At 58.8% G+C, this 13,237-nt stretch carries 16 protein-coding genes and 1 pseudogene; 4 read left to right on the top strand and 13 right to left on the bottom strand.

Annotated features, from left to right (window positions below; translation table 11 throughout):
- The first annotated feature begins 2 nt into the window (after positions 1–2).
- On the top strand, positions 3–299 hold the full coding sequence (locus ACR0ER_RS05120) for a DUF7742 family protein (RefSeq protein WP_480767998.1): 297 nt from the start codon (positions 3–5) through the stop codon (positions 297–299).
- Here ACR0ER_RS05120 and ACR0ER_RS05125 read toward each other — a convergent pair.
- Entirely contained in the window at positions 280–618 is a 339-nt protein-coding gene (locus ACR0ER_RS05125; RefSeq protein WP_480767999.1) for a TraR/DksA family transcriptional regulator, read from the bottom strand. The genes ACR0ER_RS05120 and ACR0ER_RS05125 overlap by 20 nt on opposite strands.
- An 84-nt stretch (positions 619–702) precedes the next feature.
- Here ACR0ER_RS05125 and cysE point away from each other — a divergent pair, with 84 nt between their 5' ends.
- Positions 703–1,512 (top strand): serine O-acetyltransferase, encoded by an 810-nt coding sequence (gene cysE, locus ACR0ER_RS05130; RefSeq protein ID WP_480768000.1) that lies wholly within the window; start codon positions 703–705, stop codon positions 1,510–1,512.
- A 65-nt stretch (positions 1,513–1,577) separates the two neighbouring features.
- On the opposite strand, the gene ACR0ER_RS05135 is transcribed toward cysE, so the two are convergent.
- The 7 genes from ACR0ER_RS05135 to ACR0ER_RS05165 form a co-directional block, all read right to left on the bottom strand.
- Positions 1,578–2,882, bottom strand: a complete 1,305-nt coding sequence (locus tag ACR0ER_RS05135; protein ID WP_480768001.1) for a pyruvate dehydrogenase complex dihydrolipoamide acetyltransferase — start codon at positions 2,880–2,882, stop codon at positions 1,578–1,580.
- A 14-nt stretch (positions 2,883–2,896) separates the two neighbouring features.
- The gene (locus tag ACR0ER_RS05140) at positions 2,897–3,382 is read right to left on the bottom strand and encodes a hypothetical protein (protein WP_480768002.1); all 486 of its coding nucleotides are present in this window, start codon (positions 3,380–3,382) and stop codon (positions 2,897–2,899) included.
- 3 nt (positions 3,383–3,385) lie between these two features.
- Positions 3,386–4,756, bottom strand: coding sequence for a pyruvate dehydrogenase complex E1 component subunit beta (locus ACR0ER_RS05145; RefSeq protein ID WP_480768003.1), 1,371 nt, complete (start codon positions 4,754–4,756; stop codon positions 3,386–3,388).
- A 15-nt stretch (positions 4,757–4,771) separates the two neighbouring features.
- Positions 4,772–5,761 (bottom strand): pyruvate dehydrogenase (acetyl-transferring) E1 component subunit alpha, encoded by a 990-nt coding sequence (gene pdhA / locus ACR0ER_RS05150; RefSeq protein ID WP_170325277.1) that lies wholly within the window; start codon positions 5,759–5,761, stop codon positions 4,772–4,774.
- A gap of 173 nt (positions 5,762–5,934) precedes the next feature.
- Positions 5,935–6,234: an FtsB family cell division protein gene (locus ACR0ER_RS05155; RefSeq protein ID WP_170329203.1), complete on the bottom strand. Its 300-nt coding sequence runs from the start codon at positions 6,232–6,234 to the stop codon at positions 5,935–5,937.
- A gap of 131 nt (positions 6,235–6,365) precedes the next feature.
- A complete protein-coding gene (locus ACR0ER_RS05160; RefSeq protein WP_480768004.1) occupies positions 6,366–6,710 on the bottom strand; it encodes a lysozyme inhibitor LprI family protein in 345 nt (114 codons plus the stop codon).
- Positions 6,711–6,776: 66 nt separating this feature from the next.
- The gene (locus tag ACR0ER_RS05165; RefSeq protein WP_480768024.1) at positions 6,777–7,967 is read right to left on the bottom strand and encodes a phosphoglycerate kinase; all 1,191 of its coding nucleotides are present in this window, start codon (positions 7,965–7,967) and stop codon (positions 6,777–6,779) included.
- Between the two features lie 134 nt (positions 7,968–8,101).
- Between ACR0ER_RS05165 and ACR0ER_RS05170 the strand changes: the two genes are divergently transcribed.
- Positions 8,102–8,608, top strand: a complete 507-nt coding sequence (locus ACR0ER_RS05170; protein WP_170329201.1) for a peptidylprolyl isomerase — start codon at positions 8,102–8,104, stop codon at positions 8,606–8,608.
- Positions 8,601–9,149: a peptidylprolyl isomerase gene (locus ACR0ER_RS05175; RefSeq protein ID WP_480768005.1), complete on the top strand. Its 549-nt coding sequence runs from the start codon at positions 8,601–8,603 to the stop codon at positions 9,147–9,149. The genes ACR0ER_RS05170 and ACR0ER_RS05175 overlap by 8 nt, the downstream gene beginning before the upstream one ends.
- A 43-nt stretch (positions 9,150–9,192) precedes the next feature.
- Here ACR0ER_RS05175 and aqpZ read toward each other — a convergent pair whose 3' ends face one another.
- The 5 genes and pseudogenes from aqpZ to ACR0ER_RS05200 form a co-directional block, all read right to left on the bottom strand.
- Positions 9,193–9,879, bottom strand: coding sequence for an aquaporin Z (gene aqpZ, locus ACR0ER_RS05180; RefSeq protein ID WP_480768006.1), 687 nt, complete (start codon positions 9,877–9,879; stop codon positions 9,193–9,195).
- Between the two features lie 122 nt (positions 9,880–10,001).
- Positions 10,002–10,811: a M90 family metallopeptidase gene (locus ACR0ER_RS05185; protein WP_480768007.1), complete on the bottom strand. Its 810-nt coding sequence runs from the start codon at positions 10,809–10,811 to the stop codon at positions 10,002–10,004.
- Between the two features lie 97 nt (positions 10,812–10,908).
- Complete coding sequence (locus ACR0ER_RS05190) at positions 10,909–11,409, bottom strand: bactofilin family protein (RefSeq protein ID WP_170329197.1); 501 nt, start codon at positions 11,407–11,409, stop codon at positions 10,909–10,911.
- Positions 11,399–12,724, bottom strand: coding sequence for a DUF5930 domain-containing protein (locus tag ACR0ER_RS05195; RefSeq protein ID WP_480768008.1), 1,326 nt, complete (start codon positions 12,722–12,724; stop codon positions 11,399–11,401). Before ACR0ER_RS05195 ends, ACR0ER_RS05190 begins: the two co-directional genes overlap by 11 nt.
- Before the next feature lie 179 nt (positions 12,725–12,903).
- Positions 12,904–13,095, bottom strand: a pseudogene (locus ACR0ER_RS05200) (DUF455 family protein); the annotation flags it as partial.
- Positions 13,096–13,237: the final 142 nt, after the last annotated feature.

Consider the following 13,237-nt stretch of genomic DNA (forward strand, 5'->3'; position numbering starts at 1 on the left):
ACATGCGTCCTGTCTTGCATGGAGATGTAAGTGCTGCGGCGCGGGCATTGCTGGCCGCGTCGCCGGTGGACCGCAATCGCCTCTGCTCCCGTATGATCCACGAAGCGGAACTGGCCGACAAACATGTTGGCCAGACCGGGCGGCTTCATCCATTGTTCGGAAATGGCTCGTTGATGGCGGTGGCGCGCAACAGGCAACTGGCGGATGAGCCTGGGTTTGACGACCCGCAATATTGTCAGTGTTTTGAGATGGTTCTGCGTCATCTGGTTCGGTTTCAGATCAACCGGACGCACAGCTGACGCATTTGGTGGCGGCGAGGTCGAGGTTCAGCCGACCTTTGGGGATCTCGTTGCCGCAATCCTCGCAATATCCGAATTCCCCGTCCTGAATGCGGATCAGCGCGGCCCGCAAGCGCCGTGTCTCGGTATCGCGATTGGCCTGCTGCGCCTTGGCCATGGCCTGATTCTGCAACGCGTCCATCCTGCTGAGACGCCCAACGGCTTTTTGGTCCAACTCGACAATGGCCTGCGCATCTTTTTCCGACGCTGAATGATCTGCTATCTCAGCCAATCGCGCCTGAATACTTGCCGCAAAGCCTGCCATTTCGGTTTCATTCATTTTCGTTACCCTGCAGATCACGGGTTTGCGTTTGGTGTTTTTACAACTAAATGGCATTCTAGGCGCAGCAAAGGATCAAAAGCCATGTTGGAAAAGCGCAGTCACGTGACACCGGTTGACCCGGTCTGGACCCGTATCACCACCGAAGCTCAGGCGGCCGTCGAGAATGAGCCGTTGATGGGTGGTCTGGTGCACGCCTGTATCCTGCACCACCGCAGCCTTGAGCGCGCCCTGTCTTACCGAGTGTCGGCCAAGCTGTGCTCGAACGAGATGTCGATGATGGTGTTGCGTGAAATCGTGGACGAAGCCTATGCGGATGACCCGTCGCTGATCGAAGCAGCGCGCGCGGACCTGATGGCTGTCTATGAACGTGACCCGGCGTGCCACCGTCTGTTGCAGCCGATCCTGTACTTCAAAGGGTATCAGGCGATGCAGGCCTATCGTGTGGCACATTGGCTGTGGAGCAAAGGCCGCCATGATTTGGCGTATTTCTTCCAGATGCGTTCGTCAGAGATTTTCGGGATCGATATTCACCCCGCTGCGCGTATCGGCAAGGGCATCATGATTGACCATGCCCATTCCATCGTGATCGGTGAAACGGCCGTGGTGGGCGACAACGTCTCGATGCTGCATTCGGTAACCCTTGGCGGAACCGGCAAGGAAGAAGAACAGCGCCATCCCACGATCGGTGATGGTGTGCTCATCGGCGCCGGGGCTAAGGTTCTGGGAAATATCGAGGTTGGCCATTGCAGCCGCATCGCCGCAGGGTCGGTGGTGCTGCAAGAGGTTCCAGCCTGCACGACCGTTGCCGGTATCCCTGCCAAGATTGTGGGTGAGGCCGGGTGTGATCAGCCGTCGATCTCGATGGATCACATGTTAGGCAAAGACAAGTAAGTCGAACCCTATAAACGAAGAAAGCCGTCTCGGGTCTGAGGCGGCTTTTTTGTTTTTGGGGTGGATCAGGCCAGCATAACCATCGGGTTTTCCAGATTGTCGACGATGGCCTGCAGCAGCTCGGCGCCCAGTGCGCCGTCAATCACACGGTGATCGACAGACATGGTGACCGACATGACGGTGGCCACGGTCAGCTCTCCATCATCGCCCACGACCGGTTTCTTGACGCCGGAGCCCACGGCCAGAATGCCGGCATGGGGCGGGTTCACGATGGCGTCGAAATTGTCGATGCCGAACATGCCGAGGTTCGAGATTGCAAATGTACCGCCCTGATACTCATGCGGCGCCAGCTTGCGCTCGCGGGCGCGGGAGGCGAGGTCTTTCATCTCGGTCGACAGCGCGGACAGTGACTTCATGTCAGCATCCTGCAGGACCGGCGTGAACAGGCCACCTTCAATCGCGACGGCGACCGCCACGTCCGAGGGTTTCAGCTGCAGAACCCGATCACCGGCCCAAACCGCGTTGCAGGCGGGAACTTGTTGCAGCGCGTTGGCGACGGCCTTGATGATGAAATCGTTGACGCTGAGCTTGACGCCCCGGCCTTCCAACTGCTTGTTCAACTGGCCACGGAATTTCAGCAGCGCGTCCAGCTTGATGTCGCGGCGCAGGTAGAAATGCGGGATGGTCTGCTTGGCTTCGCTGAGGCGTGCGGCGATGGTTTTGCGCATACCGTCGAGCTTGATTTCCTCGTATTCGCGACCTTCGTACATGCGAGCCACGGCATCTGCCGAAGGACCGGCCGGAGCAGCAGCGGGTGCTGCTGCTGCCGGGGCTGGCGCCGCCGCAGCCGGAGCCGGAGCAGCCGACGCGCTTTCCACGTCCGCTTTGACGATGCGGCCATGCGGGCCAGTGCCCGTGATCTGCGTCAGGTCCAGGCCTTTCTGCGCGGCTATCCTTCGGGCCAGAGGCGAAGCAAAGATACGACCGCCATCAGCTTTGGCCGGAGCTGCCGGTGCAGGGGCGGGCGCCTCGGACGCCGCTGGCGCGGCGGCCTCGTTGCCCGCGGCGGCTGCGGGGGCAGCCGCAGGGGCTGCGGCAGGCGCGGTCGAGATATCATCGGCGCTTTCGCCATCTTCCAGCAGAACCGCGATGGCAGTGTTGACCTTGACCCCTTCGGTGCCTTCAGGGATCAGGATCTTGCCGATGGTGCCTTCGTCGACGGCCTCGAACTCCATCGTGGCCTTGTCGGTTTCGATTTCGGCCAAAAGGTCACCGGACGAGACGGTATCGCCTTCCTTGACCAGCCATTTGGCGAGCGTGCCTTCCTCCATGGTCGGTGACAGGGCGGGCATCAGAATTTCGGTGGGCATGTTTTCATGTCCTCTTACTTCGAGAATGAGTAGATCAGCGTTGCGATATCGATTAGGAGAATGGTCGCGCAGAAGGTCACAAAAACCCCGACGACCAACGAGCGCGCCTGTGAAACACGCGGATGGTTTTTTTCAAGCCATTCTGTGAACTGACCAAGTGCAGCTGCGTCGCTGTGTTGAATGGCCGCCAGATACTCCATACCCAATTGCAGGCGTTGCTGCTCGAGCACGATGTAAATGACCGAGGCATAGGATACGATGCAGGCGACGCACAACATTGTTCGGATGGGCCAAACGCTTGTCAGGTTGCCTTCGACTGAAAGCAGATCGAATTGAATCTGGTCGAAGGCATCCAGGTTAAACGCAATGCTGACAAAGGAAACCAACAGGAACGCCGCACAGACATAAAGCAAGTTGCGGTTATTGTCCTTGCGTGCCGAGACAAGGCTTTCGAAAAGCCAGTCCACGCCAGCAGGATTATGTACGCTCCCGGAGGTCATTGCCTATCGATAGGTCACTTGCTTGACGGCGGCGATCACCTCATCGGTAGTGATCAGGGCCAGCTTTTCGAGGTTCGCTGCGTAGGGCATCGGAACATCCTTGCCGGTGCAGTTGATGACCGGGGCGTCGAGGTAGTCGAACGCCTCTTGCATCACGACGGACGAGATGTAGCTGCCGACCGAGCCTTGCGGCCAGCCCTCTTCGACGGTCACCAGACGGTTGGTCTTCATCACCGAGTTGATGATCGCGCCGGTGTCCATCGGGCGGATGGTGCGCAGGTCGATCACTTCGGCGCTGATGCCTTCCTCGGCTAGCTTGTCGGCGGCTTCCAGAGCGAACTGCATACCGATCCCAAAGCTGACGATGGTGACGTCAGAACCTTCGCGCCAGATGCGCGCCTTGCCCAGCGGGATGGTCAGGTCATCCACTTGCGGCACATCGAACGAGCGGCCGTAGAGGATTTCGTTTTCCAGAAAGACCACCGGGTTGGGGTCGCGGATGGCTGATTTCAGCAGGCCTTTGGCATCGGCTGCCGAATACGGCATTACAACTTTCAAACCAGGCACCTGCATGTACCATGCGGCGTAGTCTTGGCTGTGCTGAGCGGCCACGCGAGCAGCGGCGCCGTTGGGGCCGCGGAACACGATCGGACAACCCATCTGACCGCCGGACATATAGAGTGTCTTGGCAGCCGAGTTGATGATCTGGTCGATCGCCTGCATGGCGAAGTTGAAAGTCATGAACTCGACAATTGGCTTCAGTCCACCAAAGGCCGATCCAACCGCGATACCGGCAAAACCGTGTTCGGTGATCGGGGTGTCGATCACGCGCTTGCCACCGAATTCGTCCAGCAGGCCTTGGGAGACTTTGTAGGCGCCCTGATATTCGGCGACTTCTTCGCCCATCAGGAAGACGTCTTCGTCGCCGCGCATTTCTTCGGCCATAGCGTCGCGCAACGCTTCGCGGACGGTCTGCTGTGCCATCGGTGCGTCTGCGGGCCAGTCGGGCGACAGGTCTACGACCGGAGCGGCCGGGGCTGCGGCAGGAGCGGGGGCCTCAACCGCCGCCGGGGCGGCCTCGGCCACCACTGCGGCTGCGGGGGCAGCCGCGGGCAGGGCAGAGGCGTCTTCGCCTTCTTCGACCAGTACCGCGATGGGGGTGTTGACCTTGACCCCTTCGGTGCCCTCGGCGATCAGAATTTTGCCGACGATGCCTTCATCGACCGCTTCGAACTCCATCGTCGCCTTGTCGGTTTCGATCTCGGCCAGGATGTCGCCCGAGGATACAGTGTCGCCTTCCTTGACCAGCCATTTGGCCAGCGTGCCCTCTTCCATCGTGGGTGAAAGGGCGGGCATGAGAATTTCGGTTGCCATGTCTTAATCGTCCTCTCAGGCGTAAATGTCGGTCCAGAGCTCTTCGACGGAAGGCTCGGGGCTTTCTTTCGAGAATTCGGCGGCTTGGTTGACGATCTCTTTGATCTCTTTGTCGATCGCCTTCAGGTCATCCTCGGTTGCGTGCTTGCCGGCCAGCAGCAGCTCGCGCACATGTTCGATCGGGTCGCTTTGCTCGCGGACTTTCTGAACTTCTTCGCGGGTGCGGTACTTGGCCGGGTCGGACATCGAGTGGCCGCGATAGCGGTAGGTCTTGATTTCCAGGATGTAGGGGCCTTTGCCCGCGCGGCAGTGCGCGACGGCTTTCTCGCCAGCTTCCTTAACCGCCAGCACGTCCATGCCGTTGACGATCTCGCCGGGGATGCCGAAGGCTTCGCCACGGTGGTAGATGTCCTTGGTCGAGGTCGAGCGCGCCTGCGCAGTGCCCATGGCGTATTGGTTGTTCTCGATCACGAAAACCACAGGCAGATCCCAGAGGGCGGCCATGTTGAAGGTTTCATAGACCTGACCCTGGTTCGCCGCACCGTCACCGAAATAAGTGAAGGTCACGCCGCCGTTTTCCTTGTACTTATCGGCAAAGGCCAGACCCGCGCCCAGCGGAACCTGCGCGCCGACGATGCCGTGGCCGCCGTAGAAATGCTTCTCTTTCGAGAACATGTGCATCGAACCGCCCTTACCTTTGGACAGGCCCCCGATGCGCCCGGTCAATTCGGCCATCACGCCGCCCGGCTCCATCCCGCAAGCGAGCATGTGGCCGTGGTCACGGTATGAGGTGATGCGTTTGTCGCCTTCCTTGGCTGCGGCCTCGAGGCCCACAACAACGGCTTCCTGTCCGATATAAAGGTGGCAGAACCCACCGATCAGACCCATGCCATAAAGCTGGCCCGCCTTTTCCTCGAATCGGCGGATCAGAAGCATTTCGCGGTAATAGGTTTTAAGCTCTTCCGCAGAAACATTTGGTTTCTTTGTGGTTTTTCGCGCAGCCATCGTGGCGATCTCCCCCTTTCGGACAGATAGTTTAGCGTTAAACTATCTCATAAAGCATTTCCGGCTTTCTGGCGAGGGGAAATGTGACGCAGCGTCCGATCCTGCGGAAACAGGCCGTTTTTCGACGGTCAAGGTATTGGTGCGGTAAGATTTTTTGAAGAAACTTGGCCGGATCAGCGAATGACAATCTCGTCCGAGCGGATCATACCCAGAACCGAGCGCGCCTGCTGATCCAGCAGATCGAGGTCCAGATAGGTATCCGACAGTCGGCGGGTCAGGTTTTCCATCTCGACGATCTCAGCCTCGAGCTTGTCCAGATCGCGTGACAGGGCGTCCCGTTCCGCCGCAATCTCAACCCGTCGGAACAGGCCATAGTCGCCCTGCACGGCAGCAAAGGTGAAATACACACCCAGCATAAACGCCACCATGAAGAAAACGACTGAGCCCAAGCCGGGCCGATGGGAACGGGACACTCTGTTTACCGCCGTATGAAGTCTGCCTCAATAACGTGCCCTTTTCGAGCATCTGAGCGCACTATGTCACAGGTGATTCGGGTTGTGAATCCCCTGATTCGCAATTTTCCAAATTTGTTAGCGAAGTGTTTTCATCGCCATGCGTTCAGCGCCTGATTGCGGGTCAGGGTCTGCTCTTCCATACAGGCCCAGTAGAACATCGGCGCGGCACTGCCGTCGCTTTTCAATTCGGGCTCACAAGTGGCATCGCGGGCTTTCAACCAGGCGCGCTGCTCGGTCAGCAGGGTTTGCCCGTCTCCTCGCGCATCTGCCAGAGGTTTGACCTCTTTCCAGATCCGGTTCAGTTCACGGTCGGCGATTTCCCATTTCTCCTTGGCGCAGAAATTCGCATCCAACTGGGTCTGCCCGCCGCAGCTGGATTGGGCAATAGCGGGCAGGGGAAACAGGGCAATGATCAGGCAGGCAAAAACTCTCATGGCAAATTCTCCACTTTAAAGGGGAGAGTTTACCACGAGTTTTAACAAGCACCCAATTCGCGCGGCTCAACCTTCCAGCGCGGCAACGCCGGGCAGGGTTTTGCCTTCCATCCACTCAAGGAACGCGCCACCGGCTGTCGAGATGTACGAAAAGTCCTTGGCCGCCCCCGAGGCGTTCAGTGCGGCGACTGTGTCACCACCGCCGGCGACCGACACCAACTGGCCCGAGCGGGTCATGGCGGCGGCTTTCAGCGCCGCGGCATTGGTGGCTGCGTCGAAAGGCTCGATCTCAAACGCACCCAGCGGGCCGTTCCAGATCAGGGTCTGGCTTTTGGCGAAGATCTCGGTGATTGCGGCAACGCTTTCGGGTCCGGCGTCCAGGATCATGCCGTCCTCGGGGCATTGGTCGGCGGGCAATACCTGATGTGGAGCGTCCGCTTCGAATTTGTCTGCAACGACGATGTCGGTGGGCAGAACGATGGTGCAGCCCGCGCCTTCGGCATTAGCGAGAATCTCGGCTGCGGTGTCTTTCATGATCCGCTCGGCCAGAGATTTGCCTACGTGTAGACCTTTGGCAACGAGGAAAGTGTTCGCCATGCCGCCGCCGATCACTAGATAGTCCACCTTGGTGATCAGGTTGCCCAGCAACTCGAGTTTGGTCGAAACCTTTGCACCGCCCACCACGGCGGTCACCGGGCGCGTGGGTGCACCCAGAGCACCTTCCAGCGCCTCAAGTTCGGCCTGCATCAGGCGGCCTGCACAAGCTGGCAGCAGGCGGGCGATGGCCTCGGTCGAACTGTGTGCACGGTGGGCGGCAGAGAACGCATCATTGCAGTAAACGTCACCCAGTTTTGCCATGCCTGCGGCAAGATCAGCGTCGTTTTTGGTTTCGGCCGCGTGGAAGCGGGTGTTCTCAAGCAGCAACACCTGACCCGGTTGCAGTGCCTCGGCGGCCAGTTCGGCCTCGGTACCGACGCAATCGGCGGCAAACAGGACCGTAGCTCCGAAGGCATCCTGTAGTGTGGGGACGAGTTGTTTCAGCGACAGGTTCTCGCGCCGCTCACCGCCGGGACGCCCGAAATGCGCCAGCAGGATGGGTTTGCCGCCGGCTGCAATGATATCGCGTACTGTCGGCACGATGCGCTGAATGCGGGTGGCGTCGGTTACGACCCCATCCACCACCGGAACGTTGATATCGACGCGCACCAGCACGCGTTTGCCGTTCAGGTCCATGTCGTCGAGAGTTTTCCAGCCCATCGTGCAATCCTCGGAAATGTGAAACAGATTTAGGCGGTTCTTTTCCTGCATTTTGCCCTCAGGTCAATGCGTCACTTGGCATTCGCGCGCCCGCATCATAGGTATTTGCGCAAGTTAAACGACAGGAGGGCCTCATGGCCGAGATCAAGGATCCCGAAAACACCATCATCATCGAGCTGAAAGACGGCAATGTCGTCATCGAATTGCTCCCGGACGTGGCCCCTCAGCACAGCGCCCGGATGAAAGAACTGGCCCGTGGTGGTGAGTATGACAATGTGGCCTTCCACCGTGTGATCGACGGTTTCATGGCGCAGACCGGCGACGTACAGCATGGCGACATGGAAGACGGGTTCAATATTCGTATGGCGGGTACCGGTGGATCGTCGCTGCCGAACGTTCCGGCGGAGTTCTCGAAACTGCCGCATGATCGCGGCACGTTGGGCGCGGCGCGTTCGCAGAACCCGGACTCGGCCAACTCGCAGTTCTTCATCAACTTCAAGGACAACCACTTCCTGAACGGCCAGTACACCGTTTACGGTCGCGTCATCGACGGGATGGAGCATGTGGACGCCATTGTACGCGGTGAGCCGCCTGCGAGCCCGGATCGCATGATCAGCGTCAAGGTGGCGGCCGATGTATAAGCTGGCCGCTGCTTTTGCCCTTCTGGCCAGCCCCGCGCTGGCCACCGGGCTTCAGATCGAGATCGAAGGTGAGGGCGCCAACGGCACCGTCACTGTCGACCTGTTCGAAGACATTGCTCCCAAGCATGTCGAGCAGATCAGTGCTTTGGCCGCTGAAGGTAAATACGATGGCGTGGTGTTTCACCGCGTGATCGACGGCTTCATGGCGCAGACTGGCGACGTTGAATTTGGTCGTATCGGCGGCGATATGCGCCGCGCAGGTACAGGCGGGTCCGACCGCCCTGATCTGCCTGCCGAGTTCTCGGACTATAACTATGACCGTGGTGTCGTGGGCATGGCGCGGGCACAAGACCCCGACAGCGCGAACTCGCAGTTCTTCATCATGTTCGAACCGGGTCCGTTCCTGAACGGTCAATACACGGTTGTTGGTCAGGTGACCGACGGCATGGATGTGGTCGATACGATCAAGCGGGGCGATGGCCCCAACGGTGCCGTCATCGGTCAGCCAGACGTGATGAAAAAAGTCACCGTCACCGAATAAACAAAAAAGCCCCGACGCAGTCCGCTTCGGGGCTTTTTTAGGCTTAGTCGTCGCCCATTGCCTGCCAGATCAGCGCTCCGATGGCGGCACCAATCAGTGGAGCAACCCAGAACAGCCAAAGCTGACCAAGAGCCGGTGCATCAGCGAACAAAGCCACACCTGTGGACCGCGCCGGGTTGACCGACGTGTTGGTCACCGGGATCGAGATCAAGTGGATCAGCGTCAGGCAGAGGCCGATAGCGATCGGGGCGAACCCGTCGGGTGCAAAGTTGGACGTTGCGCCTAGAATGACGATGATAAAGAACGCGGTCATCACGATCTCGATCACCAAAGCGGACATCATCGAATAGCCTTCGGGTGATGCTTCGCCATACCCGTTCGAGGCAAATCCCCCGACACCTTCAAAACCGGGGGCACCACTGACGATCAGATACAGGACAGCTGCAGCGGCAATTGCGCCGATCACCTGTGCGATCCAATAGGGGATCAGGTCCTTGGCCGGAAACCTGCCGCCGATCATCAGGCCAAGGCTGACCGCCGGGTTGAAATGCCCGCCCGAAATGTGACCGACAGCATACGCCATGGTCAGAACCGTCAGGCCGAAAGCAAATGAAACACCCAGCCAGCCGATGCCTACATCTGCGACGCCTGCTGCCAGAACGGCGCTACCACAGCCGCCCAGCACCAGCCAGAACGTGCCGAAAAACTCGGCAATAAGTTTTGATGGCATGAAAAATCCTCCTGAAAACACTGATTTAAGGTTAATTCAAAAATCGCTTTTTGTGAAACAGTGGAAACGGGGAAATTTCAGACACAACATTCAGAAACAAATCACCGTGTTTGATCGGACAGCTAGTCCCAAGTCGCGGGATCTAGCCGAAACAGTTTTGACAACTGTTCGTATACCTCTGGAACAGCTGCTTTCAGTTGCCGCGGCTGTTCAAAAAAGACCTCGACCGAGACAGCAAAGAACTCCTCGTGGCCGGTGGCTCCATAAGGATCAATGACGGTATGCTGGCCGTGTTCAACTGCGCGCACATGGGCATCATAAGCGGTCAGAAAAACGCGCTCCCACTCGGCAAAGCTCTGCCCGTCGCTGAGGATCGGAACGCCGTTGGTGTCCCCCGAGAGGTCGTCGACCTGATGCGCAAATTCGTGCAGTACGACGTTCTGTCCGTCATGGTCATTGATCGCCCCCGCCTTGCTGTGCCGCCACGACAGGATCACCGGTCCGCGATCCCAGCTTTCGCCGGTGCGCACGATTTCCTTCTCGCTGACGACATACCCTTCCTGCCGGCGCTGGCGCGACTTAAAAGCGTTGGGATAGATCAGGATCGTGGTCAGATGGTCGTACCAGAGGTCGCAGTTCACCAACAGCAGGCTGGCTTGCGCTGCGATAGCCAGCTCCATCTCTTCGGTGACCTCCAGCCCGTCGCAGCCGTGGAATTGCACCTGATCCAGAAACAGGTTCACCTTGCCGTCCAGCTTGGCCCGCAGATCAGCGGGCAGGCGGCGTATCAGCGGCACCTGCTGTTCGATCACGCTGCGTTGGTGGTTGGTCAGGGGGGTGGACAGCAACTCTTGTCGCGCCTGCGACCTGGACCAGTGGCGGTACAGGAAAAAGCCTGCGATCAGCAGCAAGATTGAGAAAAAGATCAACATGTCAGAACCCTATACCGACTACGCCGGTCAGCAAGGGCAAAAGAAAAACGCCGCAGGGTATCCCGCGGCGTTTGTTCATTCGGATATCGGAGCAGTGTTACTGCTTGACCTCTGCCGCCGGGTTGGCGCCGGGTTTGGCGCTGCGGCCCGGGTTCAGCGGGTCGTCCTGACGCTGCACCGAACCTTCGAAATGCGCGCCACTTTCGATAGCGATGGTCTTGTGGATGATGTCGCCTTCGACACGCGCGGTCGAGGTCAGGCGCACTTTCAAGCCACGTACGCGGCCCACGATGCGGCCATTGATCACGACGTCATCGGCGGTGACTTCGCCTTTTATGGTGGCGGTTTCACCGATGGTCAGCAGATGCGCGCGGATATCGCCTTCGACCGTGCCTTCGACCTGAATGTCGCCGGTGGTTTTCATGTTGCCTGTGATGTGCAGGTCCGAGGACAGAACCGATGCCGGAGGCTTGGGCTTGGGCGCAGTGCTGGCCTTGGTTTCCGCCGGTGCAGGGGTCGCCGGTGTGGCCGGAGCGGCAGGTTTCGCCGCCTCGGGTGCATTTGATCCGGGCTCGTTGATTTTGCTCTTAGAAAACATTTCTCGCAGCCTTGATGTAAGTCATTGGGTTTACAGGTTTTCCGTTTACGCGCACCTCATAGTGCAGATGCGTCCCGGTAGACCGTCCGGTGCTACCCATATCAGCAATATGATCCCCGCGCGAGACCCTTTGACCAACCTTGACGCGGATCTTGGTGTTATGAGCATAAAGTGTCTCAATTCCAAAGGCGTGACGGATCTTTACCATTCGCCCGAAACCGGATTGCCAGCCTGCATGTGTGACGACACCATCTGCGGTGGCGAAGATATCCGTGCCCTGAGGACCGGCGAAGTCGACGCCATTATGCATGCGTCGACCGCCGGTTTTAGGGTCGCGGCGCGTACCGAAACCGCTCGTAAACCGCACCACGGAACTTACGGGATTGGCAAACGGAGCTTTTTCGGCAGCAATGCGGTACAGGTTCAGCTGATCCATCTGTTGCAGCAAAACGTTGGCGCGGATTTCGTCGGGGGTCAGGTCCTCACCGCGCGTGCTGAAAGAGATGGGTGTCAGCGGCCCGCCCATACCGCTGTAACCGCGGCGGACCTCTTCAATAATACGGTCGGTAGGCATACCGGCCTGGCGGAACATCTTGTCCAGGGGTTCGACCGAGATCACCATCGCTTCTTCCAACTGGCGGAAGATCTCGTCGCTGCGTTCCTGCATCAGCTGGATTTCCAGTTCAAGCTCGTCGCGCTGGTCCAGGGCGTCCTTGGCATCGGCCGCGATCTGGTCGCGCTCGTGCGCGGTGCGGGCCAGTGCCTCGGTCATGAAATTCATTTGTTCGGGGGCGGCTAATGCAGTGACGTACATTTCGCCGTCATCGGCCTCGACCTGAACGCTGGCCAGTTCGGTGCGGGCCTCTTCGCGCTGCTTCATGGTGGCGCGCAGGGTGGTTTGGATAACCTCGATCCCGGTCTCAAGCTCGCGCCGACGGTTTTCCGAGGCCAGCAACTCAAATTGCATTGCCGAGATTTGTTTCAGCGCCGCATTGAACCGGTCCTGAGCGGCTAGTGCTTCCTGGGCACGGGCGTCACGTTCGGCAGACAGGATGTTCAGACGTTCCTGATAGGTTGCTTGGTCCCGCTTGGCCTGTTCGCGGAAGTTGCCCGATCCGATGCTGTCCATCAGCAGAATTGCCGTGGCCACTGCGGTCCAGCCAACAATTACCGCCACACCGGCGACGGCTGCGATTTGGGTTTCCGAACTCAGCCGAATGAACCGCGTGTCGTTGTCAGATTTCAGAAAAACCCGGCGTTCCGGGAAATGCCGCTCGAGCAGTGAGTGTAGTTTGATTGCCAGACGTGTTCGCACGCGTCTTCACCTCTCATCCCCAAGATCGGGACCGGTCGTGAGTGATAGCCGTCCCTTGGGCGAACTGCATAGAGGGCGCGTTTGCTTTGGGCAAGTTTGTTAACTAGTTCACACAACAATGCAGGTAATTCCCGCCAATTCTCGGCGGGAAATTGCCGATAACGTCAACTTGAGCAGGCTTACTGCGCGGCACCGGGCGGTGGCAGGTCTTCGGTCAGCGGCCAGTAGAAGTCCGGGGGCAACCCAGCCTCGGCGCGTTTCTCTTCGTTGAACGGAGGTTTCAACGCGCCGTGGAAGTACCGCCGCACCAGTTGGTGAAACACGTCCTTGGGGTCGGCGTTTTCACGCCCGCACAGGGATTCGTTATACCAACTAAAATCGTTTTATCATTGTATTCATCAGTGCAATCCCCTTGAAAACAATCAATACATCGAACCGAGATACTTCCACTTCAAAAAGTTCCACGTACATTGTGGAACTTTTTCGCCTCAAAACCCGATCAAAAGTCCCATG

The sequence above is a fragment of the Ruegeria sp. CH8 genome (genome assembly GCF_056536985.1).